General features: G+C 61.6%; 20 protein-coding genes and 1 pseudogene. 16 read left to right on the top strand and 5 right to left on the bottom strand.

Annotated elements, in window-relative coordinates; translation table 11 throughout:
* The first annotated feature begins 1,206 nt into the window (after positions 1–1,206).
* Complete coding sequence (gene proB / locus HZR20_RS13750) at positions 1,207–2,040, top strand: glutamate 5-kinase (RefSeq protein WP_181687312.1); 834 nt, start codon at positions 1,207–1,209, stop codon at positions 2,038–2,040.
* Positions 2,033–3,358, top strand: a complete 1,326-nt coding sequence (locus HZR20_RS13745; RefSeq protein WP_181687311.1) for a glutamate-5-semialdehyde dehydrogenase — start codon at positions 2,033–2,035, stop codon at positions 3,356–3,358. Before proB ends, HZR20_RS13745 begins: the two co-directional genes overlap by 8 nt.
* A gap of 15 nt (positions 3,359–3,373) precedes the next feature.
* Here the strand turns inward: HZR20_RS13745 and HZR20_RS13740 are convergent, their stop codons facing one another.
* From HZR20_RS13740 to HZR20_RS13730, 3 genes are all read right to left on the bottom strand, one after another.
* A complete protein-coding gene (locus HZR20_RS13740; RefSeq protein WP_181687310.1) occupies positions 3,374–4,399 on the bottom strand; it encodes a hypothetical protein in 1,026 nt (341 codons plus the stop codon).
* Between the two features lie 110 nt (positions 4,400–4,509).
* Positions 4,510–6,111: an oleate hydratase gene (locus HZR20_RS13735; RefSeq protein WP_181687309.1), complete on the bottom strand. Its 1,602-nt coding sequence runs from the start codon at positions 6,109–6,111 to the stop codon at positions 4,510–4,512.
* A 213-nt stretch (positions 6,112–6,324) separates the two neighbouring features.
* Positions 6,325–6,969, bottom strand: coding sequence for a helix-turn-helix domain-containing protein (locus tag HZR20_RS13730; RefSeq protein ID WP_181687316.1), 645 nt, complete (start codon positions 6,967–6,969; stop codon positions 6,325–6,327).
* Positions 6,970–7,131: 162 nt separating this feature from the next.
* On the opposite strand from HZR20_RS13730, the gene HZR20_RS13725 reads away from it, so the two are divergent.
* The gene (locus HZR20_RS13725) at positions 7,132–7,854 is read left to right on the top strand and encodes a hypothetical protein (RefSeq protein WP_181687315.1); all 723 of its coding nucleotides are present in this window, start codon (positions 7,132–7,134) and stop codon (positions 7,852–7,854) included.
* A 116-nt stretch (positions 7,855–7,970) separates the two neighbouring features.
* On the opposite strand, the gene HZR20_RS13720 is transcribed toward HZR20_RS13725, so the two are convergent.
* On the bottom strand, positions 7,971–10,418 hold the full coding sequence (locus HZR20_RS13720) for a GH36-type glycosyl hydrolase domain-containing protein (RefSeq protein ID WP_181687308.1): 2,448 nt from the start codon (positions 10,416–10,418) through the stop codon (positions 7,971–7,973).
* Positions 10,419–10,600: 182 nt separating this feature from the next.
* On the opposite strand from HZR20_RS13720, the gene hemB reads away from it, so the two are divergent.
* From hemB to HZR20_RS13665, 11 genes are all read left to right on the top strand, one after another.
* Positions 10,601–11,590: a porphobilinogen synthase gene (gene hemB, locus HZR20_RS13715; RefSeq protein ID WP_181687307.1), complete on the top strand. Its 990-nt coding sequence runs from the start codon at positions 10,601–10,603 to the stop codon at positions 11,588–11,590.
* Between the two features lie 111 nt (positions 11,591–11,701).
* Complete coding sequence (locus HZR20_RS13710; protein WP_181687306.1) at positions 11,702–12,382, top strand: hypothetical protein; 681 nt, start codon at positions 11,702–11,704, stop codon at positions 12,380–12,382.
* A 6-nt stretch (positions 12,383–12,388) separates the two neighbouring features.
* Positions 12,389–12,787 (top strand): OB-fold nucleic acid binding domain-containing protein, encoded by a 399-nt coding sequence (locus HZR20_RS13705; RefSeq protein ID WP_181687305.1) that lies wholly within the window; start codon positions 12,389–12,391, stop codon positions 12,785–12,787.
* Positions 12,788–13,088: 301 nt separating this feature from the next.
* Positions 13,089–13,451, top strand: a complete 363-nt coding sequence (locus HZR20_RS13700) for a P-II family nitrogen regulator (protein ID WP_181687304.1) — start codon at positions 13,089–13,091, stop codon at positions 13,449–13,451.
* A 329-nt stretch (positions 13,452–13,780) separates the two neighbouring features.
* Positions 13,781–15,136, top strand: a complete 1,356-nt coding sequence (locus HZR20_RS13695) for an ammonium transporter (RefSeq protein WP_181687303.1) — start codon at positions 13,781–13,783, stop codon at positions 15,134–15,136.
* Complete coding sequence (locus HZR20_RS13690; RefSeq protein ID WP_181687302.1) at positions 15,133–15,486, top strand: P-II family nitrogen regulator; 354 nt, start codon at positions 15,133–15,135, stop codon at positions 15,484–15,486. Before HZR20_RS13695 ends, HZR20_RS13690 begins: the two co-directional genes overlap by 4 nt.
* Positions 15,487–15,500: 14 nt before the next feature.
* Entirely contained in the window at positions 15,501–15,953 is a 453-nt protein-coding gene (locus HZR20_RS13685) for an Lrp/AsnC family transcriptional regulator (protein ID WP_181687301.1), read from the top strand.
* A 307-nt stretch (positions 15,954–16,260) separates the two neighbouring features.
* The gene (locus HZR20_RS13680) at positions 16,261–17,592 is read left to right on the top strand and encodes an ammonium transporter (protein WP_374057597.1); all 1,332 of its coding nucleotides are present in this window, start codon (positions 16,261–16,263) and stop codon (positions 17,590–17,592) included.
* 82 nt (positions 17,593–17,674) lie between these two features.
* On the top strand, positions 17,675–18,001 hold the full coding sequence (locus HZR20_RS13675) for a P-II family nitrogen regulator (RefSeq protein ID WP_258560456.1): 327 nt from the start codon (positions 17,675–17,677) through the stop codon (positions 17,999–18,001).
* Positions 18,002–18,083: 82 nt separating this feature from the next.
* Positions 18,084–18,725: a DUF998 domain-containing protein gene (locus HZR20_RS13670; protein WP_181687299.1), complete on the top strand. Its 642-nt coding sequence runs from the start codon at positions 18,084–18,086 to the stop codon at positions 18,723–18,725.
* An 85-nt stretch (positions 18,726–18,810) separates the two neighbouring features.
* Positions 18,811–19,188 (top strand): hypothetical protein, encoded by a 378-nt coding sequence (locus HZR20_RS13665; protein WP_181687298.1) that lies wholly within the window; start codon positions 18,811–18,813, stop codon positions 19,186–19,188.
* Between the two features lie 25 nt (positions 19,189–19,213).
* Here the strand turns inward: HZR20_RS13665 and HZR20_RS13660 are convergent, their stop codons facing one another.
* Entirely contained in the window at positions 19,214–19,846 is a 633-nt protein-coding gene (locus tag HZR20_RS13660) for a cyclase family protein (protein ID WP_181687297.1), read from the bottom strand.
* Positions 19,847–20,076: 230 nt separating this feature from the next.
* On the opposite strand from HZR20_RS13660, the gene hemL reads away from it, so the two are divergent.
* Together hemL and HZR20_RS13650 are read left to right on the top strand one after the other, a co-directional pair.
* Positions 20,077–21,411 carry a glutamate-1-semialdehyde 2,1-aminomutase gene (gene hemL / locus HZR20_RS13655; protein WP_181687296.1) on the top strand — a complete coding sequence of 445 codons (1,335 nt, stop codon included), beginning with the start codon at positions 20,077–20,079 and terminating at the stop codon, positions 21,409–21,411.
* A 674-nt stretch (positions 21,412–22,085) separates the two neighbouring features.
* Positions 22,086–22,316: pseudogene (locus HZR20_RS13650) on the top strand (IS6 family transposase); the annotation flags it as partial.

Raw genomic sequence — 22,316 nt, 5'->3', positions numbered from 1 at the left:
AAACACAGAAATATCCACGGAATTAGGGGCTGTTCAGGAGTTGAATTGTATTAACGCTGAGATCCGTATTACAACTGAAGAGAATTTAGAAGTATGGAGTGGCAGTAGTTAAGCCTGTGGAAAAACCGAAAAAGAGTCCGACTAATTTATTGTAGAGTTCATCAAGATCAATACTTTCGACGTCTGGAGGAATAACTCTAATATCTTCTACACTGATTTCATCAGCAGATATTGAAACCATTCCATTCGACGTATCATATTTACTTGTCGCCTTTGGATGGGGCTTGATATCATAACCCTGGTTCGCTCTTCTGTAGGAGATCGTTGATACAGTTATCCGTTGCAGACCTCACTCAGTAACTGGCCGATATATCCGCGTACAACCAGGTTCTCGATCCAGCTCACACGTTCCGGAATCGAAAGAGGGCTCTCCATCAATAATGTGCTTCACAAGAGCGACCAGTGAAGTCGACGATAAGTGAGGTGAGAAATTCCCAGATTCACTCGAATCACTGATTACCAGCGGAAATTGACCCCCGTCGTGGAGAGGCTGCGTTGGCATTACGCTTCGCTTGGGAGTACGAGACGAACTGAAACTAGTTTTAGCTGGATGCTTCTCGCTGAGGCACATTCTCGGACGAGTTCTCGGAGACGCATAGACGTCCCTAAATACCGATATTCGTCATAGTGTCCACGCTGCGTAGACAATTGCCGCTATTGCGATCGATCCGAGGATAATTCGTAGATTGCTTGTCCAAGCAGCGACTGCAATCAAACTCCAGAGGGCCATCAGCAAACCTGCCTCCTCGGGTTGTTCTTGTCGCCACTTGGCGTATGTCGTTGTCAAACCGACGACGGCCACAATCCCAAATAGTAGTTGCTGGATCCACAGGAGGCTCCATCCCATAACCGCCACGGAGAGTATAATAACAACTATATCTGATATTCTATAATTCATATTTTAGTGTTATTACCGTATGTAGTTGTTTCTGTCGAGACGTTTTATATTTCCTGGTTATTAATATTTAGATGGAAAACTCGTTGTGAATCGTAGTAGGTTTGTCCGTCGCCCATTTTGTCTCCCCACAATGAGATACGTCACTCCCATCGATCGCCACCGTAAGGGGACAGCCGACATACGAAACGGCACTGAGAACTGGGTAGCCACAGAACGTCGGTCAGCGGAGATATACAGCGAGGTAACCGATGAGTGACGCGGTCGACCCCGACGAGATCGAGAGGGTTCGCGAACTCGCCGCAGACGCCGAGCGCGTCGTCGTCAAGGCCGGGACGAACTCCCTGACGGACGAGGCATCCAATCTCGATCGCGGAAAACTCGACAAACTGGTCGACGACATCGAAGACCTGCTGGAACGTGAGAAGGAGGTACTCCTGGTTTCCTCAGGCGCGATCGGGGCCGGGACGGGGCGGGTCGACATCGATATCGACACCGTCGAGGCCTCCCAGGCACTGTCGACGGTCGGCCAGAGTCACCTGATGCGGTCCTATACCGAGAGTTTCGAACGCTACGACCGGAAGATCGCTCAGATCCTCGTCACGCAGGCCGACCTGGAGGACCCCGAGCGCTTTACGAACTTCCGGAACACGGTCGAGACGCTGCTCGAATGGGGCGTCGTCCCGATCGTCAACGAGAACGACGCCGTCGCCATCGAAGAGATCCAGATCGGCGACAACGACATGCTCTCCTCGTCGATCGCGGTCGGGGTCGATGCCGACCTGCTGGTGACGTTGACGGACGTCGACGGCGTCTACACGGGCAACCCGAAAGTCGACGACGACGCCCGGAAGATCGAGGCCGTCGGTCGCAACTACGGTGCCGTCCAGCAGGCCGTCGAGGCGAGTGCGACCGACGGGTTCGGCGGCATTACGACGAAAGTCGAGGGCGCTCGGTCGGCCAACGAACACGGGATTCCGGCGGTGATCGCGGGCTCGGCCGAACCCGACGTGCTGGCCCGGATCGCCGAGTCGAAACCGGTGGGCACAATATTCCTGCCTGTCAACGGGGCCTACGATGAGTGACGCGGAGACCGAACGCAAAGTCGAGGCCGCCGAGCGGGCTGCCCTCGAACTCGCGAACGTCGATGTCGAGCAGCGCAACGCCGCCCTGGGGGCGATCGCGGAGGCGATCGACGACCACCGGGAGACGGTCATCGCCGTCAACGACGAGGACGTCGCGGCGGCCGAGGAACTGCTCGCGAAGGGAGAATACACCCAAGCCCTGGTCGATCGGCTGAAAGTCGACGACGGAAAGGTCGACTCGATCGTCGAGATGGTCGAGAGCGTCGCCGACATGGACGATCCGCTGGGCGAAACGCTGGCGGCCCGCCATCTCGACGACGATCTTGACCTCTACAAGGTCGCGGTCCCCATCGGCGTCATCGGGACAGTCTTCGAGTCCCGGCCCGACGCCCTGGTTCAGATCGCCAGCCTGGCGCTGAAATCGGGCAACGCGGTCATCCTCAAGGGCGGCAGCGAGGCCAGCGAGTCCAACCGGAAACTCTTCGAGATCATTCGCGAGGCAGCCCAGGAAGTCGAGGCCATCCCCGAGGGCTGGGTCCAGTTGATCGAGGCTCGCGAGGCCGTCGACACCGTCCTCGAAATGGACGAGTACATCGACCTGCTGATGCCCCGCGGGAGTTCCGAATTCGTCAGCTACGTCCAGGACAACACCCAGATCCCCGTGCTGGGCCACACCGAGGGCGTCTGTCACGTCTACGTGGATCGGGAGGCAGATCTGGACGAAGCCGTCGATGTCGCGTACGACGCAAAGGTTCAGTATCCCGCGGTCTGTAACGCCGTCGAGACGCTGCTGGTCCACGAGGACGTGGCCGAGCAGTTCCTGCCTGCGGTCGCCGATCGCTACGCCGAGGCCGGCGTCGAACTGCGTGGTGACGAACGGACCCGGGAGATTCTCGAAGATGTCGACGTGGCCGCCGCCACCGACGAGGATTGGCGGACGGAGTACGGCGACCTGATCCTCGCGATCAAGGTCGTCGATTCGCTGCCCGATGCCATCGATCACGTCAACACGAACGGTTCGAAACACACCGAGTCGATCCTGACTGAAGACGACGACCGCGCCCGACAGTTCATGACCGCGATCGATGCCGCCAGCGTCTTCCACAACGCCTCGACGCGCTTCGCCGACGGCTATCGCTACGGCTTGGGTGCGGAAGTCGGCATCTCGACGGGCAAGATTCACGCCCGCGGCCCGGTCGGCCTGGATGGACTGACGACGTACAAGTACTATCTGGAGGGCGACGGGCACCTGGTCGCTTCCTACGCCGGCGAGGACGCACTCCCGTTCACCCACGAGGAATTCGACGGCGCGTGGTGATCTCGGACAGGTTGGTCAACAGGACTCAGTGAGGTAGAGTCCCATCTCGGAAAGGTAGCCTCCGGCCCCGGGAAGCTTACTGCCGCCTTCGAGTTCGTCGACGGGCTTCGTCAGTTCGAGGATGCCGGCCCCGTCGGAGACATCGAGACTCGCTTCGATGTCGGTATCGTACTCCGGTAGACGCTCGATCATGGCATCCAGATTCTCTCTGTAGACGTCTTCACAGCCGGACGATATATGATCCGGGGCCAGCATGACCTCCCGAATCGTTCCAGTGTCACCGTCGATCGATACTGTCCCGCCCAAGAGTACATCGGCGTCGAGATATCCCAGGTCCGCAACGAATCCGGGGTCGAGGAGCGAGACGAATCGACCGAACGGATCGTCCAGTTCTGTCGGGTGTTCCCGATCAGCGATCCAGTTATCGGCGAGGGTTGTCGCCCAGTCGATGGCTTGCTGTGGCTGCTGGTGGAGGTTCGTCACAATACACATCGAATCGTTCATTGCGATCGCTCGCACGTGTGGTTCGTCAGTGAACTGCTGGCGATACACGTCCAGGCCGCGATGTGATTGTACGTGTTTGACACTGACGTCGATGGCATGGCCTTGATTCTTCAGCATGTTTCGGATCCAGGGGTCCGGGAAATTTTCCGAGCGGAGTGTCTCGACGTCGACCGTGCCGGTCGTCGCGAACCCCCTGTCGGACCTGACGAGCGATTCGATCGTGATCGCCTCGCTGATCGTCTCGCCGTGACCACCGAGTCGGAGCTGTCCGCGGTCCCACCACGATCTCGCGCTCTCGGAGAGACTCCCGGTGATTCGCTCGTATTCGGACTGGTCCCAGGCGTAGAGCGTCTGCCAGTCTCTCGTATCGCTGTCCCATCGCATGTTGTCGCCGATCCACCCCAATGGAGGTGCGTCGGTACTGAAACTACTGCCGCCATCCAGAATATTGACGTAGGTGAACGCTCCAGCGCCGATGCTGGCGGCACCCATCCCGCCCGCGGCGAGCACTTGTCGACGTGTTAGATCAAGCGTCATGTTGTCTAGAAACAATGTATTCCTTCATAAAGCTTCGTTATATCGACCGGAAAACAGTCGACGACCGACTTGGCCCCAATGATCGCCGTCAGGAAGGCGATCTTGACGGGTCACCGGTAGGCGGCTTTGATCCCGTCCAGTAGCACTCCGGGCTTGCGATAGTATTTGCTGATCGGCGGAGTCTCGTCCTGGTCGAGGTCCAGGAATTCGTAGACCGCAGTCATGGCCGAACGCACCGAGTACTCGACGGTGAACACGACGTCCCGGTCCATCTCGGCGTACTGGCCCAGGAAGGCGAGGTTGTTCGACCCGTCCGGGACGACTCTCGGCCGATCGCCGGGTTCCCGGGGCTGGAAGTGGGCCGTGATGAACGGCATCATACACGGGATGCAGTTCACGTCCTCCAGTATCTCCGGCAGGCGATCCTCGCAGTCCAGATGATAGCACAGTTCCTCGAGGATCTCCCGGCCGGTACACTCTGACATCTTCTTCTCGACGTAGTTGCCCTTGCGGTCGGGGAACAGTGCGTAGCCCCAGAAGACTTTCACGTCGTCTGGCTGGTTCGCGAAGTGTGGCTGGGCGGCGACTACGGTGGACATGAGCCAGTTCGAGTCGACGTAGGTCGTCAGGCCATTGCCGGGTTCCTCCTGTGTGAACTCGACGATGTGCTCGAACAGGTCGGTGTTGTGCAGCGTGACGGTGAACGACTCCCACTTGGTCTCCTGAACGTTGCCCGCGAACACCTCGGGGTTCCCGAACTGCGGGTTGTCTTCGGCGAGGTTCCGCCAGAGTTCCCAGGATGCGCCGGTCTGCTTCGTTTCGGGGGCTTCGTCCATCGCCCCGAGGTCCGACCCGTCGGTCATCGACCCGTTCGTGACGAACACCATGTCTGTCGGGTCGACGTCGACGGTCTCGTGGCTGTCGCCGCTCTCCATGTGGATGCGGTCGACGGTCCGGCCTGCGCGGTCGGTGACGATGTCCATGTCGGTCACCTCACAGCCGTACTGGAAGTCGACGCCCTTCTCGTCGAGCCACCGCCGGAGCGGCAGGATCATCGAGTCGTACTGGTTGTACTTGGTCCGATCGATGCCCTCCATGGTGTGCAACTGGGGGAACTCCTGGAAGAACCGGTACATGTACCGGCGCACCTCGGCGACGCTGTGCCAGGGCTGGAAGGCGAAGATGGTCGCCCAGACGTACCAGAAGTTCGTCTCGAAGAAGCCGTCACTGAACCACTCCTCGATCCGGGTGTCACCCAGGCGCTCCTCGGGCGTTGCGAGCAGGCGAGCCATCTGGAGTCGGTGCCTGGTGGTCAACTGGTTGTTCGAGGCGTCGATCCGGCGACTGCCCGACATCAGCCGCGTCTCTGCGTGGGATTCGTGGATCCGATTGAACTCGTTCATCTCCGCCTTGACGGAGGTGTCGGGGTCCTCCAGGGAGGGAATCGTCCGGAAGAGGTCCCAGGTACACTCGTAGGCGGGGAAGGTGAACATCCGTCCGCCACGGATGACATAGCCGTCCTCGGGATCGCCCGCACCGTCCATCGCGCCGCCCATCACGTCGAGTTTCTCGTAGACGTGGACGTTCTCGCCGGGGACATTCCCGTCCCGGATCAGGAACGCGGCGGCCGCCAGTCCCGCGATGCCGCCGCCAGCGATGTGGGCGTGGCGCTCTCTCGCGGGTGGGGTCCGTGGGTGTTTTCGGACGCTCATCGAATCCCCTCCCGAATGGCGTCGGTGGTTCGACGTGCGCTGTGCGAGTCGACCGTCGGTGGTGTCATCATAGCTATCACTCGTGGTCGATGGCGACGAGACCGCAAGGCGAGTCGGCCATCGGCGCCATACAAATGATCGTACACATTCCCTGGCGCTAACAGTTTGCAGGATATGTCCTGCCATTTATAAGAAGTGGGCTGTCGTCACACCTCAACTCGACCTGGCGATCGTTCGGTCGATCAACTGGCGATGTCCGCGCCGTAATCGTTCGGAAAGTGCCGAGGTGGTCGTTTCGAGTTCGTCGGCGAGGTCCGCGAGGTCGGCGTCCCGGGGGATATCGAAGTAGCCCATCCGGGTGGCCGCGAGCAATGCTTCGTGTTGGGCCGCCGTCAAGCCGTAGTCGTCGGCCGGGTCGGCCTCCGTTTCGAAGACGCGTAACGGGCGAAACTCGACGTCGGTCCCGCTGCAGGCGTTCCGGAACGCGTCGAGGTCACTCCGGTCTGCAAACCGGGCGCTGACCGTCCATCCCCGTTCGCTCACCGTCGCTCCGACCGGGTAGGTCCTGAGTTCGACGAGATGGCCATAGACGCCGGTCGGATCGCCGTCGAGACAGACCCGGTATCTGGATTCGGCGTACGTCGACTCGAGGGCGACGGACTCACGGATCAAGGGCCGATCGTCGAGGCGGTCCGCGAGACGGTCCGGATCGACGCCAGCCGCCGAGAACACCAGGGCAGGGAACTCTCTGGGGCCCCAGGTTACGTCCTCGACGTGCAGAACCGTTTCGAGGTCGGCAGCGACCGACGTGAGGGGCAGCTCCGGAGAGTGCAGTTTGAACTCACACGCGAGGCTCATGGCCGACCGTTCGATCCGAACCGGGTTAACGCCGACGCCCGGACACGCTTCAACGCGTTCCATGCGAAAACCGGCCGCTGTTGCGGGGTGACGTAGCGTTTTCACTCAGTGTCTGAATTGCCGTCCCGTATGCAAACGACGATTCGTGGGACGATCTCGGGCATGGCTCGACGGGCGAATCCGGCCTTTGCACTCGCAGTCGTCGTGATCCCGCTTTCGGCACTCGGCTACGCGCTGACAGTCGCATCGATCCAACAGCACACCTACGTCCACGTCATGGCTGGCGTTCTCTGGACGGGCATCGACGTCTTCATCGGCGCGGTGCTTGGGCCAGTGATCGGGGGCCTTGACGAGGAGGAGAGTGCCGCCGTTTTCGAGCGATTGACACCCAAGACGGAGTTTCTCTTGCCGTCGCTGGCGACAGTGGCCATCGCCTCGGGGATCGCGCTTGCACTGCGGATCGGGTATCTGGCGGACGGCGACGGGTGGCTGGCACTGTTCACCGCGGCGAATGTGATCCCGATCCTCCTATTGGTCGGCTGGCGACTCGATGCCTGGCGGGACTGGCGCTGGCAGGCCCCCTTTGGCGTCGCAACGGTCGGCTCGCTTTCCTGGGTCGCGCTGACGGTCGGTGCCTTCCCGGCGATCGACCCCGCCATCGCCGTCGCTTTGGCGATCGTGACGATCCTCTCCGTGCAGGGCTTTGGTTTCCTGATGCCCGGCGAGTTGCGAATCTACCGGGAGATGACCAGCGAACGACCCGATAGCGGAGTCATCGCGACGATCGGGAAACAAAACGCCATGCTCGGCGGCCTGCAGGGACTGTTCCAGCTGTTGCTTATTCTCGATATGGTGTATCTGCGCTACGGCGGGTTTCCGTTCTGAATCCGTCGACGTGGGTCCAGGGCGATCGTGGTAGTGGAAGACATGTCGACACGTCCGGTGGTGGTACCGTCGGACCTGTCGTACTGTGGCGTGACGGACAAGTGCGATCGTCCCCCTCACCCCATCACGACCCGCACGTCGTGGGTATCGCCGTCCTCGAAGGCGGGCAGTACGTTCCCGTCGATGTCCTCGCCGTCGACTTCGACGCGCTCGACGCCGCTCTCGACGCCGTCGGGATTCTCGACTTCGAGCTCATAGGTCGCGCCGCGGAACTCCCGAGTCATTTCGAAGCCGTCCCAGTCAGCGGGGATCGACGGATCGACCACGAGGCCGTCGTGCTCGGGTCGCACGCCCAGGATGTGCTGGGTGATCGCCACGTAGTTCCAGGCCGCCGTGCCGGTCAGCCAGGAGTTCTTGGCCTCGCCGGTGGTCGGGGTGTCGGGCCCGGCGATGGTCTGGGCGTAGACATAGGGCTCGGTGGTGTGGACGTCACTGATCTCCTCGCGGGCGGCCGGGCAGATTCGCTTGTAGTAGTCGAAGGCCCGCTCGCCGTTGCCGAGTTTGGCCTCGGTGATCATGATCCACGGATTGGTGTGACAGAACACGCTGCCGTTTTCCTTGTAGCCCGGCGGGTAGGAGGTGATCTCCCCGTAGCGCTTGTCGTACTCGGTGAAGGCGGGCTGGTGGAGCACGATCCCGTGTTCGGTCGCCAGCCGTTTACGCACCGACTCCATCGCCTCCTGGACCTTGCCGTCCTCGCGACCGATCTCGGCCATGCCGCACATGCCGTTGGATTCGACGAAGATCTGCCCTTCGTCGTTCTCCGAGGAGCCGATTGGGTCGCTGTAGTGGTCGTAGGCCCGCCGGAACCACGCGCCGTCCCACCCGGCGTCTTCGACTGCCGCGGCCATCTCGTCGGCATAGTCCTGATACTCGTCGGCGGACTCGGGGAGGACGTCGGTCTGGTCGGCGAGTTCGGCGAGTTCTTCGAGCGCGTAGACGAACTGCCCGCCGATGAACACCGACTCGGCGCGTTCCTCGGAGACGTCGTGTTCGGCCGTCTGGAAGGACTCGTCGGGGTTCTCGGAGAAGCAGTTGAGGTTCAGACAGTCGTTCCAGTCGGCGTGGCCGATCAGCGGCAGGTCGTGGGGGCCACGACGTTCCCGGACGTACTCGACGGCCCGCTGGAGGTGTTCCGCGAGCGGTGCCTCGGTGCCGGGTTCGTTCTCGAAGACAGTCTCTTCTTCGAGGATCGAGGTGTCGCCGGTCTCCTTGACGTAGGCCGCGGTGGACATCACGAGCCACATCGGGTCGTCGTTGAACCCGCCGCCGATGTCGGCGTTGCCTTCGCCCGTCAGCGGGGTGTACTGGTGGTAGGCCCCGCCGTCTTTATGCTGGATCTTCGCGAGGTCGAGAATCCGCTGGCGCGCTCGCTCCGGGAACTGGTGGAGCACAGCCAGCTGGTCCTGCAGGGAGTCACGGAAGCCGATCCCGCGCGTCAGGCCGGTCTCGTACAGCGAGGCCGAGCGGGCGAGGTTCATCGTGACCGTGTTCTGGTACGGGTTCCAGGTGTTGACCATTCGGTCGGTCTCATCGTCGGGCGTCGCTACTTGCAACGCCGAGAGTTGGTCATCCCAGAAGTCCTCGAGCGCTTCGAAGGAGTCATCGAGAGCGTCGGGGTCGAGATACTCCGCGATGGTTTGCTCGACGTATTCCTTGTTGATCACGCCCGCTTCTTCCCATTTGTCGTCCTCGGGGTTCTCGTGATAACCCAGCAGGAAGACGATGTCTTCGCTCTCGCCGGGTTCGAGTTCGATATCGATCTGATGCGAGCCGATCGGTGCCCAGCCGTGGGCAATGGAGTCGGTCGCTTCGCCGTCTTCGAGGACCGCCGGTTCGTCGAAGCCCTCGTAGTTGCCGAGGAAGGCATCGCGCTGGGTGTCGAACCCATCGATGTCGGCCGAACAGGCGAAATACGCGAAGTGGTTGCGGCGCTCGCGGTACTCGGTCTTCTGGTAGATGACCGAATCGTCGACTTCGACCTCGCCGGTGTTGTAGTTGCGCTGGTAGTTACTGCTGTCGTCCATGGCGTCCCACAGACAGAACTCCACAAGGCTGAACAACTGCAGGCTGCGGGGCTCGTCGCTGTCGTTCTCGACGGTCACGCGCCACGCTTCCAGATCCTCGCCGGGCGGGACAAAGTAGGTCACTTCGGCGGCGACGTCGTCCTTCTCGCCGCGGATCGTCGTGTAGCCCAACCCGTGGCGACACTCGTAGTCGTCCAGGTCGACTCTGGCTGGTTGCCAGGTCGGCGAGAAGTACTGGCCGGTCTCGGCGTCCCGGACGTACAGCCCCCGTCCGCCGACGTTTCGGGGCGCGTTGTTGTACCGATACCGGATCAATCGCCGATAGCGAGCGTCCTGGTAGAAGCTGAATCCACCGCCGGTGTTGGAGATCAGCCCCACGTAATCCTGGCGGCCGATATAGTTGATCCAGGGTCGGGGTGTCTCCGGGTCAGTGATTACGTACTCCCGGCTACCATCATCGAAGTAACCGTACTTCATATATTAAAGGAGAGTCAAAGCGTCCACTAAAGAAGATTTCGACGATAGACACTGCGTGAGACAACGGTGTGGACGGCAAGACCGGCCAACCAATAGCAGCGTGAGACTGGGAGAAACAGAGCAATCGAGATCGGCCAGGCGGTGACACAACGTCTTTAGTGGCCTCGCCCGAAATCCTGCCGATGACCGACTCTCACCGTCCCCAACGGCCGCGTCGGCTCCGGACCGACGGTGTCCGGCCGCTGGTCAGCGAGACCGAACTGGACGCGTCTGATCTGATCGCACCCGTGTTCGTCGACGCCACGACCGACGAACGTGTTCCCATCGAGACGATGCCCGGCCACGAGCGTGTGCCCGTTGCCGAGGCTGCTGACCGGGTTCGCGAGATCCGCGAGACGGGCGTCGAAGCCGTCATCGTCTTTGGCGTCCCCGAGTCGAAAGATAACGAGGGAGCCCGCGCCTGGGCCAAAGACGGTGTGGTCCAGAAAGCCGTCCGGGAGATCTCCCGAGAGACCAACGCCTACGTTATCACCGACGTCTGTCTCTGTGAGTACACCGACCACGGCCACTGCGGCGTCCTCGAACCGGGGGCTCGCGAGGATCCGACACTGACGGTCGAAAACGACCCGACGCTCGATGCGCTGGCCCGGACAGCCGTCTCACACGCCGAGGCCGGCGCGAACATGGTCGCCCCCTCCGCGATGATGGACGGTATGGTCGGGGCGATTCGGGAGGGATTAGACGAGGCCGGGCACACCGAGGTCCCGATCATGAGTTACGCCGCCAAGTACGAGTCGGCCTTCTATGGCCCCTTCCGGGACGCCGCCGACGGCGCGCCCGCCTTTGGCGACCGCCGCCACTACCAGATGGATCCCGCGAACGCGCGCGAGGCCATGCGCGAGGTCGAATTGGACGTCGAGGAAGGGGCTGACGTGTTGATGGTCAAACCCGCACTGCCGTACCTCGACATCGTGCGTGACGTGCGCGAGCGCTTCGACCATCCTGTTGCGGCCTACAACGTCAGCGGGGAGTACGCCATGTTGCACGCCGCGAGCGAGCAAGACTGGCTCGATCTGGAGGCAACGGCCTACGAGTCGCTGCTGTCGATCAAGCGTGCGGGTGCGGATCTGATCCTGACGTACTTCGCCGAGGATCTGGCCGAGCGGCTGTGAGCCAGGGCAAGGAGCTATTGTGGGTTTGCAACAACAGCGGGACACATATTTCAACAGAATCGGAGGATTATTATTGATAGACGAAGGTAAACTCGCCATGAGTGATAAGAGATGGACGTGATAGGGGAGAGCGGGGATGCTGAGGACGGTGACGGGGACACCGACCGAGAAGAAGAGGAAAGTGGCCCGGCAGAGGAGTTCGGAACCCGACTCGGGATCGTACTGGGCCTGATCCTGACGGTCTGGGCGTTTGTCGGCCCTGCCTCACTCTTTGAGTTGTTCCGCTATGAACTGCCGATCGTCGCGTCGTTCAGGGATCCGATACCGAATGCGTTTTTCGGCTACATGGGCGGTATCACGCTGCTTTTCGCTATCGTCGGGGCAATAGCATTTCCGCTACGGCGGCCGAACGAGGCGATGGACTATGTCGAGAGTGACGAGCTATCGGGCTACGAATCGGATTTCGCGATCGGTCTCGTTATTCCGGTCGCAGCAATTGCCGTCGTCATAGCCGTTCTCGGATTCGTATTTCCCGCGCTGTACTACGCGGTTACCGGGGAATTCGTTCGGGCGGGTACCATTCTCTTGGGAGTGATCATTATGATCGCCATCGCCTATCTCTTGAGTTGGATTGCGATCCTCATTGTCGGGGTGGCATCGCTACCGGTCGTGATCCCCTCGTTTGTGGGATCATACCTGGGTGGATTCGTCCGGAAGATTGCCGGGTTTGGCCCGGATCCTGCAAGCGCTACCCACCGCTACGACACTCCCGACCAACGAGACGAGAGGTGAATTCACATGAAAGACATGCCATTCGATGGATCGATATCGACGCATCGGCGCTCGCTTCTCGTGGGCACGCTGCTGGCCATGACGGTGCTCACTGGCTGTGCAGCCTACCCCTTCGTCGGGCCGACCTGTGGACCCGGCGAGGACGACATTGGCACAGTAGCGCCAAACGAGAGTGGCGTCGACATCAAAGGCGAAGTGACGGCAATCGGTGAGTCAACGTTTACTCTCGACGACGGCACTGGTACAGCACAGATCATGCCGGTCGACAGCGTCCCCCGCGAGGTATCGGACGGAGACTGTGTCATCGCCAGGGGCGAAACCATCGAGGCAACAACTGACAACCACGACATCGGCATGGTTTCCCAGGGGCTGTGGAAAGAAGAATACGTGATCGAAGACGAATGAGTCCCTCGGCGTCAGTCAAACTGTCCTGACGGATTTCTCGTCTCGCCCGTTCCCGGACGGTCAATCACAGTACTCCTCGCCACTATAGAGACGGGAGACTTCGGGGAACGTGGCTGAGTTCTCGCTCAGTGGAGGATCCTGTGTGCGGCCGTGGTAATTGGCCAGTGCGTGGACCCAGAGCGGAGCAGGTCAGGCCGGAGCTGTCGGTCAATACGCCGCATGCTTGATCGTCGCACGCTGGTGACTGTTCATCGCTGATACTCAGAGAGAGTTTTATACCGATCCGCCCACGATTTTTGCTATGGGAGAGAATGCCGACGCCGACCTCGAACTGGTGATGGCGATCGTCCGGCCGGAGAAACTCAGCGACGTCAAGGCCGCTCTCGCGAAAGCGGGTGCCCCGTCGCTGACGGTGACGCAAGTCTCCGGCCGCGGATCGCAACCAGCCAAAACCAGCCAATGGCGCGGCGAGGAATACGTCGTCGACCTCCACCAGAAGATCAAAGTCGAGATTGTCGTCGAAAGCGAACAAACCGATGACGTCGTCGCGGCGATCCGTGAGGCGGCCCACACCGGCGAGAAAGGCGACGGCAAGATCTTCGTGCAGCCGGTGAACGATGCTGTCCAAGTTCGCAATGGCGACAGCGGGACAGACGCAATCTGAGGAGATCCCCCTCGGCGCGATCCGCGCGCGGACTTTTCACCCCGTGTTTCTGACGTCGACCACCCAACGCCGTCGATGAACGTCCAGTTTCTCGTCCGAGAGCGTCGCGTTCTCTGGACGAACAATGACCTTATACAGTTAATATTCTATTGTAGTTTAGACAATTGCCCTATTATAGACCCGAAATAAAAACGCGTTCACCCCAGGAATTATATACTACCCTATCTTGGGACCGAATCGAGATGGCAACCACGAATGTTGCTGAATACGGCGGAAAAGAATACGGACTATCAGAAATGACCGCAAACACTGGAATGGGGGTGTCATAGATGGCTGTCGGCGGGGAAGTCGCCAGCGGTATCAACATCGTCTGGGGACTGACCGTTGCGTTCCTGATCTTCTTCATGCAGCCCGGCTTCGCGCTGCTTGAGGCAGGGCAGGTACGTGCAAAGAACGTCGGGAACGTATTGATGAAGAACATGACCGATTGGACGCTCGGCGTGGTCGTCTACTTCTTGATCGGGTACGGCGTCGCCGGGATTGTCGGGCCTGCCACCAGCGGCGGCGGGATCGACATCGGAGCCGCCTTTGCCTACTGGAGTAATCCGAGCGGCTGGGTCTGGTGGCTCGTCGGTGCGGTCTTCGCCATGACGGCGGCGACGATAGTCTCGGGGGCCGTTGCCGAACGGATGGACTTCAAAGCGTACGTCGTGGTCGCGTTCGTGATGACCGCGTTCATCTACCCCGCCAGCGAGGCTTTCGCCTGGTGGGGCGGACTGCTGGCAAGCGGTGGATTCCTCGGTGAGGCGATCGGCGTCGGGTACCAGGACTTCGCGGGAGCGACCGTCGTCCACATGCTTGGTGGCATTGCCGGGCTCGTAGGTGCGTACATGGTCGGTCCACGGAAAGGCCGGTACGACAGTGAGGGCAACAGCCGCCCGATTCCCGGCCACTCGATGCTACTGGCCGTTCTCGGCACGCTAATCTTGGCCTTTGGCTGGTTCGGGTTCAACGTCGGCACGGCGTCGATATTCGGTCCCGAGAACTCTCTACAGAGTGCCAAACTCGGACGTGTCGCGCTGAACACCACGCTCGGAATGGGTGGTGGCGCAATCGCGGCGATGGTGGTCTCGTCGTACTGGCAGGGCAAGCCGGATCCGCTCTGGACCGCTAACGGACTCCTGGCCGGCCTCGTGGCTGTCACGGGCGCCGTCCCACACGTCACCTGGTGGGGCGGACTGGTCCTCGGTGGACTGGCCGGAGCGCTCGTGCTGCCGACCTTCCGGTTCACCGTCGACACGCTGAAGATCGACGACGTCTGTGGTGTCTTCGCTGTCCACGGGATGGCCGGCGGCGTCGGAACTGCCTTGATCCCGATCTTCGCGACGGCCGGGTTCTCGGCCACGCAACTCGTGATGCAGATCGTCGGCGTCGTCGTCATCGGCGTCTGGGCGGTCATCGGTAGCGTCGTCGCGTTCGGTCTGGCCGACGCCCTGTTCGGGCTTCGCGTCACCGACGAAGAAGAGGACATGGGCCTCGACGAGGGCGAACACGGCGTGACGGTCTACCCCGAGTTCGTCGGCGGCGAACCCGGAACGATCGGGAGTGGCCCGGCCGTCAGCCCCGACGGCGGTGAAGTCCGGACCGACGGTGGTCGCTCGACCAACGGAGGTGAGAACGAATGAGTGACGACGAAATCAAGCTCGTGATGGCGATGGTCCGGCCGGACCGCCTCGGTGCAGTCAAACAGGCACTGGCGGAGGCCGGTGCCCCATCGCTGACGGTGACGCAGGTCTCGGGCCGTGGTTCACAGGCCGCAAAGAAGGGCCAGTGGCGCGGCGAGGAGTACGTCGTCGACCTGCTTCAGAAGGTCAAAATCGAATGCGTCGTCTCCGACATACCCGCCGAAGACGTCGTCGAGGCGATCCGTGAGGCGGCCCACACCGGCGAGAAGGGCGACGGCAAGATCTTCGTCCTGCCGGTCGAGGACGCAATTCAGGTTCGGACCGGCGAAAGCGGCCCCGAAGCCGTCTAACCCGACACAAGGAAATGGACTTAGACGAGACCGATCGCGCGCTTGTGAACGCCCTCCTCGAGGACAGCCGGGCCTCGACGCAGGACCTGGCCGCCAAAGCAGGGGTAGCCATCGACGTGGCCGAACGCCGGATCGAGAGCCTCGAAGACGCCGGCGTCATCGAAGGCTACACCGTGCGGGTCGATTACGACGCACTCGGATACGACGTGACTGGGCTCGTCCGGTTGCAGATAGATGGCCCGCCGGACCCTGTCGGCGAGTCGTTGGGGACCTACCCCTGGATTCGGGCCGTCTACGAAGTGACCGGCGCAGACGACTTCGTCGTGCTCGGGACCTTCCGAGACACCGACGATATGCACGAGTCGGTCGCCGAACTGCTATCCGAGACATCGATCCGGTCGATCACCGTCGACGTGGCGCTGAACGTTGTCACGGAGTTCGAACCGGCCCCAATCGAGGACCGCTAATCTCGCGCGCGATCCCCGCGACAGTGCCCCGTTTTTAGGCTAACTCCGGTGTGCGAACGGTCAGTTTTGATGCCAGCACCGACCAACTGCTGGACAGAGAACGACCTTATATAGATTATATTGTTTGTCATTCTGGACAATTGTCTATCTATGCCTCTCAATATCTGACGGATTCAAGCGAACCTATATACAGTCCGATGCCTCATCCGCCGAACCGGCATGAACGCAACGAGCGTCGCAGGAACGGCAGGTAATGTGGACGAACACCTAACGTTGTGCAGCGTCGCCGAACGGGGGTGGCGGTGACGTGGCAGTCGACCCGTCGGTCCTAGTTGAAGGAGTCAACAACCTCTGGATTCTGGTCGTGACCTTCCTGATTTTCTTCATGCACGCCGGGTTCGCCATGCTGGAGGCCGGCCAGGTCAGGGCCAAAAACGTCGCCAACCAGCTGACAAAGAACCTCTTGACCTGGAGTGTCGGGGTGTCGTTGTTCTTCATCGTCGGCTACGGCGTCTCGAACCTGGTCGCAGGGTTTGGGTTCGATCCCGCCTTCAATCTCGCACCGACCGACTGGATCGACTGGCTGTTCGGTGCCGTCTTCGCGATGACGGCGGCGACGATCGTCTCCGGGGCCGTCGCCGGTCGGGCGAAACTCCGGGCCTACGTTACCTACACCGTCGCGCTGGCGGCGGTCATCTACCCGGTCGTGATCGGGTTCACGTGGACGGCCGAACCGGGCCTGGTCGCACTCGTGACCGGAGAGCTATTCGGGACACAGATCGCTTTTCAGGACTTTGCGGGCGGGATGATCGTCCACGGGATGGGTGGGCTCGCCGGCCTGACGGCGGCCTGGATCCTCGGGCCGCGACTGGGCCGCTTCGACGAGCGGGGCGTGAACGTCATCCCCGGGCACTCGATGACTTTCGCCGTGCTGGGGACGCTCATGCTCGCCTTTGGCTGGTACGGGTTCAACGTCGGCACGCAGTTCGAGATCTTCGTCACGGAAGGCGATGGCATCGCGTTCATGGGCGAGGCGCTCGGTCGGGTCGCAATGACGACGACGCTCTCGATGGCTGCGGGCGCGATGGGTGCCGGGCTCGTCGCGTGGTACAAAACCGGGAAGGTCGACACGCTATACGTCGCTAACGGGTTGCTGGCCGGCCTGGTCGGCATCACCGCGATCCCGAACACGACGGCCTGGTGGGGCGCATTTGTCGTCGGCGGGCTCGCCGGCGCACAGCTCCCGATCGTCTTCGCGTTCGTCGAGAAACGGCTCCAGATCGACGACGTCTGTGCTGTCTTCCCCGTCCACGGGAGCGCCGGCATCCTCGGCGCCCTGGCGTACCCGTTCGTCGCCGCGCCGGGCATGCTCCCTGACGGCGCGGGTATCTTCGAGGCGTTCGTCGCCCAGATACTCGGTGTCGCTGTCATCGCCGCCTGGACGATTCTTGCCACTGGCCTGATCTGGCGCGGCCTGCGGGCGATCGGCCAGGCGCGGGTTTCAAGCGGCCACGAACGCGACGGCCTCGACGCGGCCGAACACGGCGTCGAGACCTACCCCGAGTTCGGGATGGGCGAAGAGCGGGTGATGACCGACGGTGCGGGACTGCGCAGCGATGGAGGTGTTCGCAATGAGTGACGAGGACGCGGAGCCGGTCGAGCCAGTCGACACCGCCCAAACGGCAGACAGCCTGCCCGGCGATCGTGATATCGAGCTCGTGATGGCGATCGTGCGACCGTCGAAGTTGAGCGACGTCAAGACCGCCCTCGCCGATGTCGGCGCAGCGTCACTGACGGTGACGCAGGTCTCAGGCCGTGGCTCTCAGGCCGCAAAGAAGGGCCAGTGGCGCGGCGAGGAGTACGTCGTCGACCTCCACCAGAAGGTCAAAATCGAATGCGTGGTCGCCGACGTGCCAAGCGAGGACGTCGTCGAAGCCATTCGCGAGGCAGCACATACCGGCGAGAAGGGCGACGGGAAGATCTTCGTCCTCCCCGTCGCCGAGGCCGTGCAGGTTCGGACTGGCGAGAGTGGACCGGACGCGGTCTGACGGCAGGCGACGACTCGAGTCGGTCGAGCGCTGGCATGCTCCCACCTGTGGGAACTTTGCCGGGCGCTACCGCAGTGCCGGTATGGCATCGGTCGGGCTGGCACGCGTGGCGAATTCCGTTCGAGAGATCGAGCGAAGGCGACTGGCCGGCACCGTCCTCGCGGTCGGCGGCTTCGTCGTGATAGTCGGAGTTACCGTCGCCGGCACCCTTTACCCAGGCTACTCGATCCACGCCCAGACGATCAGTGACCTCGGTGGGACCGACGCCACAGGTCGGCTCGTCCAGCCAGCCGCCGCGGTGTTCACGCTGTCGATGGGTGTCTCGGGCGGCTTAGTGGTACTTGCCGGGACTATCGGTCGGTCGACGCTCGACGATCGGCTGGCGGGCGGCCTCGTCGTGACCGGGACGGGCATTCTCGGGGTCGCGACGCTTCCGGCCCACGTCGGCTGGCCGCACGCACTCGCCGCGCTAGTCGCCTTCGCCGGTGGCAGCACGACGGCTATCCTGGCCGCGTCGACGACCCGAGGAGCGATCCGCTGGCTGTCCGCCACCCTAGGTGGCGTGGCGCTACTCGCGCTGGCGGCGTTTCTGGTCCTGGGCGGGTCCACACCGCTCGGGATCGGCGGTCTCGAACGGCTGGTGAGTCTGCCGATCCAGTGCTGGGCGATACTGTTTGGCGGCTGGCTGCTGGGACGACCGACAGCGGCCGGAGACGGCCACTGAGCCAGTGAGGGCGTGCCGAGGCAGCCGAACGAACAGCCGATCAAAGTTCAGAAGACACAACGGCGACGCGACCGTACTTCGACCGATGAGTGGCTATCAGCCAGGAGCCTGCAACATCGGTCCGGTCCAGCGCCGTCGCAGAGCCACGATCGCCGCCATCGCATTCGCGCTGGCGCTGGGATGGACCGTCGGGACGGCGGTCGGCCTCCTACCCGAACCCGTGTTCGTTGGCGTGTTCGTCCCGCTGTCGATCGGGTTCGAGTGGGGCTTGCAAGCCTACACAGCCTTCTGCGTGCGGCTAGCGTTGCTGGATCGCTATGACTTCCGCGGCACGGGCGGTGAGGCGAAGCCGGTCACCGAGTGGACGGATCGACGAGCCGACGACCTCCAGGCTGCGAAACTCGCGGCCGCAGGCGTTGCCTGTGGGGCAGCCAGCACGGCCCTCCTCGTCGTGCTCGTGTGATCGCTCGCCAGGACTGCTACAGCGTTCAGACGCCCATCGCTCGAACAGGCGCGCCATCAGCATCCAGCCGAAGTGGGTACGCCTGGAGCTCGAACCGCTCGCTGACCGCGCCGAGGTGCTGCAGATTCTCGAAAAGCAACAGTCCAGCCCCCAGTAGCGCGTGGTGAGCGGGAAATCCATCGGGCTCGTCCTCGCTGGCCCGGTCGCTGGGCGTCGGATCAGGATTGAGGGTGTCGAGCGCGACCGCTACCCCCTGTTTGGCACACTGCTCAGCGGCTGCCGCCGAGAGATACGGGTGGTCGAGATAGCGATCGGTGTCCCAGAACTCGTCCCATCCCGTCCAGAAGACGAGACAGTCCACGTCGTCGTCGACTGTGGGAACGCGATCTGCCGCGATCGCCTCACGGGCATCGAGATCACGGCAGTCGACCCGGCGGGCGGTCCGGACGAACGACCCGAGATCGAACGCCCCGAGCGTTCGACCGCCTGGAACGATGTGGGCCGGCGCGTCGACGTGGGTGCCGGTGTGGGTCCCCAAAGCGAGACTGGATTCACGATAGCCATCCGCCTCGTGGGTGGCGGTGGATTCGACGCCGACGGGAGGATCACCGGGATAGGTCTGCATCCCGGTCTCGATCGGTTGGGTGAGATCGTGCATGACGGACCTACAGCGCCCGATCGGATCAATGGATGGGAAGGATATCTGCACAACGTGACTGAGTCAGACAAATGTGATGCCACACTAGCAACTGGGCTGCGACAGTGGTCTCCACAGCGACGTGCTCGGGGACGACGCAGGAGAACGGAGAGCACTTCCAAGGCAGCACCGTTCGGAACTGTCGGCCGTTCGTCGTCAACTACTTTCCACTGCCGGCCGAACCGCCGCCCATGAACCACGACGAGTCACGCGACCTGTACGATCGCGCGCTGTCGGTTATGCCCGGCGGCGTCAACTCTTCAGTCCGGGCGATCCAGCCCTACCCCTTCTTCGTCGAGAAAGGCGACGGTGGGCACGTCATCGACGCCGACGGCAATCGCTATCTGGATTTCGTGATGGGCTACGGCCCGCTCCTCTTAGGCCACGACCAGCCCGAGTCAGTTCAAGCGGCCATCCAGCAGCGGGCTGCCGAAGGGCCGATGTACGGCGCGCCCACCGAGGTTGAGGTCGAACTCGCGGAGTTCCTCGCCCGGCACGTCCCCAGCGTCGAGATGACGCGGTTCGTCAATTCGGGGACGGAGGCGACCGTCTCGGCCGTCCGGCTGGCTCGCGGCTACACCGGCCGGGACAAGATCGTCATCATGCAGGGTTCCTATCACGGGGCCCAGGAGTCGACACTGGTCGAGGGCGAAGGCCATCACACCCAGCCGTCGAGTCCCGGGATCCCCGAGAGCTTCGCCGAGCACACCATCACCGTCCCGTTCAACGACGAAGAATACGTCGAGGCGGTCTTCGAGAACCACGGCGACGAGATCGCGGCCGTCCTGACCGAGCCGATCCTGGGGAACCACGGCATCGTCCATCCCGTCGAGGGGTATCACGAGACCCTTCGGGAGCTCTGTGACGACTACGGCTCCCTCCTGATCTTCGACGAGGTGATCACGGGCTTTCGCGTGGGTGGGCCCCAATGCGCCCAAGGGAAATTCGGGATCGACCCCGACGTGACGACGTTCGGGAAGATCGTCGGCGGCGGGTTCCCCGTCGGGGCGATCGGCGGCAAAAGCGAGATTATCGAGCAGTTCACGCCCGCTGGCGACGTCTTCCAGTCGGGAACCTTCTCGGGCCACCCGGTGACGATGGCTGCCGGACTGGAAACGCTCCGGTACGCTGCCGAGAACGATGTCTGGGAACACGTCAACGATCTCGGCCAGCAGATGCGCGAAGGGTTGACCGACATCGTCGCGGACCGAGCCCCCGAATACACCGTCGTCGGCTCGGACTCGATGTTCAAAGTGATCTTCACCCGCGACGGCGAGAGCGGCGAGAACCACTGTGGATCAGGGTGTCGCCAGCGCGAGTCCTGTCCGAATTACGACGCCTGTCCGAAGAACGGCGCGGACGTCGATCGCGCCGAAACCGAGCGTTGGGAGCGGTTGTTCTGGCCGGCGATGAAAGACCAGGGCGTGTTCCTGACGCCCAACCAGTTCGAGTCCCAGTTCGTCTCGGCCGCCCACACCGAGGACGACATCGAGACGGCGCTTGAGGCGTACGAGGAAGCGCTGTGAGATTACGTTACGTTAAGCACTTCAATACAAACAAAATATATTCCTTATGTTTCTTCCGTCGGCCTGTTTTCATTCTCTTTGACGAATGTATCGACAATTTCGTTCCGTTCCGGCGTATTGTGGATCAGCATCACTCTGTTCACATCGTATCCAGTCCAAGAGATCTCGGTAACATATCCTACGCTTGATATACAACTGACACAGTTTTCTGCATCACTACTAATCGCTGTAATATCTACGAGGATTTTGTTTTCGTCTGCTGGACCAGCGAGAGTATGAGTGATCTCGTAGCACCCTTTCGGTAGGGATAAGCTTCGAGAAATTGCAAGTCCACGATCGTTCCATTCAATTTCGTCATTTGGGATGTGTGACAGTTCACTTCGAAAGACGAGACAGTTATATCGCGTTCTTTTCCACTGCATCCGACTGTGACGGAACTCACCATTAGAGAACAAGCCGACAGGAACTCTCTTCGATCCACGAATGATGATCCAATGCGGTGTATTAAATCAGCTTTGATCCTTTCAACAACTTTTCAGTACTGTTCTCCAGGGCCTCACCCTAGTTATTTTCACTCCATTCACCCCACACACAGCACTCAAACGTCATATAGCCCCCATCGGCGGTGTGTAGTGAAGCGTGAAAAGTGAGACGGTGTGAGTATATGGTGTTCTATGCCAGAAATCACACGCCACAGTGGCAGTAGCGACTGGATTGAGTTAGATTTCGTAGAGCACGAGCGGTCACCGCGCCGGCTGATGGAGCTTGGTATTCGATTGCATCTCGCGATACTATCACTTTTGGATATAGTTTCGGAATTTGAGAACTCCGGTGTCCAACGCTCGCGAAAGGCTGTCCACGAGTGGGTGCAGAAAGCCGACTTACAGCCAGTCTCCGCCAAAGAA

Origin of the sequence: Halorhabdus salina (assembly GCF_013839425.1) — an archaeon.
Classification (GTDB): domain Archaea; phylum Halobacteriota; class Halobacteria; order Halobacteriales; family Haloarculaceae; genus Halorhabdus; species Halorhabdus salina.
Note: the sequence above shows the minus strand (reverse complement) of the source record. Positions and strands in the feature narration are given on the sequence as shown.

Bases quoted from the DNA above. Each gene is read 5' to 3' on its own strand.
- proB (WP_181687312.1), top strand. From the start codon at position 1,207: ATGAGTGACGCGGTCGACCCCGACGAGATCGAGAGGGTTCGCGAACTC.
- HZR20_RS13745 (WP_181687311.1), top strand. From the start codon at position 2,033: ATGAGTGACGCGGAGACCGAACGCAAAGTCGAGGCCGCCGAGCGGGCT.
- HZR20_RS13740 (WP_181687310.1), bottom strand. From the start codon at position 4,399: ATGACGCTTGATCTAACACGTCGACAAGTGCTCGCCGCGGGCGGGATG.
- HZR20_RS13735 (WP_181687309.1), bottom strand. From the start codon at position 6,111: ATGAGCGTCCGAAAACACCCACGGACCCCACCCGCGAGAGAGCGCCAC.
- HZR20_RS13730 (WP_181687316.1), bottom strand. From the start codon at position 6,969: ATGAGCCTCGCGTGTGAGTTCAAACTGCACTCTCCGGAGCTGCCCCTC.
- HZR20_RS13725 (WP_181687315.1), top strand. From the start codon at position 7,132: ATGGCTCGACGGGCGAATCCGGCCTTTGCACTCGCAGTCGTCGTGATC.
- HZR20_RS13720 (WP_181687308.1), bottom strand. From the start codon at position 10,418: ATGAAGTACGGTTACTTCGATGATGGTAGCCGGGAGTACGTAATCACT.
- hemB (WP_181687307.1), top strand. From the start codon at position 10,601: ATGACCGACTCTCACCGTCCCCAACGGCCGCGTCGGCTCCGGACCGAC.
- HZR20_RS13710 (WP_181687306.1), top strand. From the start codon at position 11,702: ATGGACGTGATAGGGGAGAGCGGGGATGCTGAGGACGGTGACGGGGAC.
- HZR20_RS13705 (WP_181687305.1), top strand. From the start codon at position 12,389: ATGAAAGACATGCCATTCGATGGATCGATATCGACGCATCGGCGCTCG.
- HZR20_RS13700 (WP_181687304.1), top strand. From the start codon at position 13,089: ATGGGAGAGAATGCCGACGCCGACCTCGAACTGGTGATGGCGATCGTC.
- HZR20_RS13695 (WP_181687303.1), top strand. From the start codon at position 13,781: ATGGCTGTCGGCGGGGAAGTCGCCAGCGGTATCAACATCGTCTGGGGA.
- HZR20_RS13690 (WP_181687302.1), top strand. From the start codon at position 15,133: ATGAGTGACGACGAAATCAAGCTCGTGATGGCGATGGTCCGGCCGGAC.
- HZR20_RS13685 (WP_181687301.1), top strand. From the start codon at position 15,501: ATGGACTTAGACGAGACCGATCGCGCGCTTGTGAACGCCCTCCTCGAG.
- HZR20_RS13675 (WP_258560456.1), top strand. From the start codon at position 17,675: ATGGCGATCGTGCGACCGTCGAAGTTGAGCGACGTCAAGACCGCCCTC.
- HZR20_RS13670 (WP_181687299.1), top strand. From the start codon at position 18,084: ATGGCATCGGTCGGGCTGGCACGCGTGGCGAATTCCGTTCGAGAGATC.
- HZR20_RS13665 (WP_181687298.1), top strand. From the start codon at position 18,811: ATGAGTGGCTATCAGCCAGGAGCCTGCAACATCGGTCCGGTCCAGCGC.
- HZR20_RS13660 (WP_181687297.1), bottom strand. From the start codon at position 19,846: ATGCACGATCTCACCCAACCGATCGAGACCGGGATGCAGACCTATCCC.
- hemL (WP_181687296.1), top strand. From the start codon at position 20,077: ATGAACCACGACGAGTCACGCGACCTGTACGATCGCGCGCTGTCGGTT.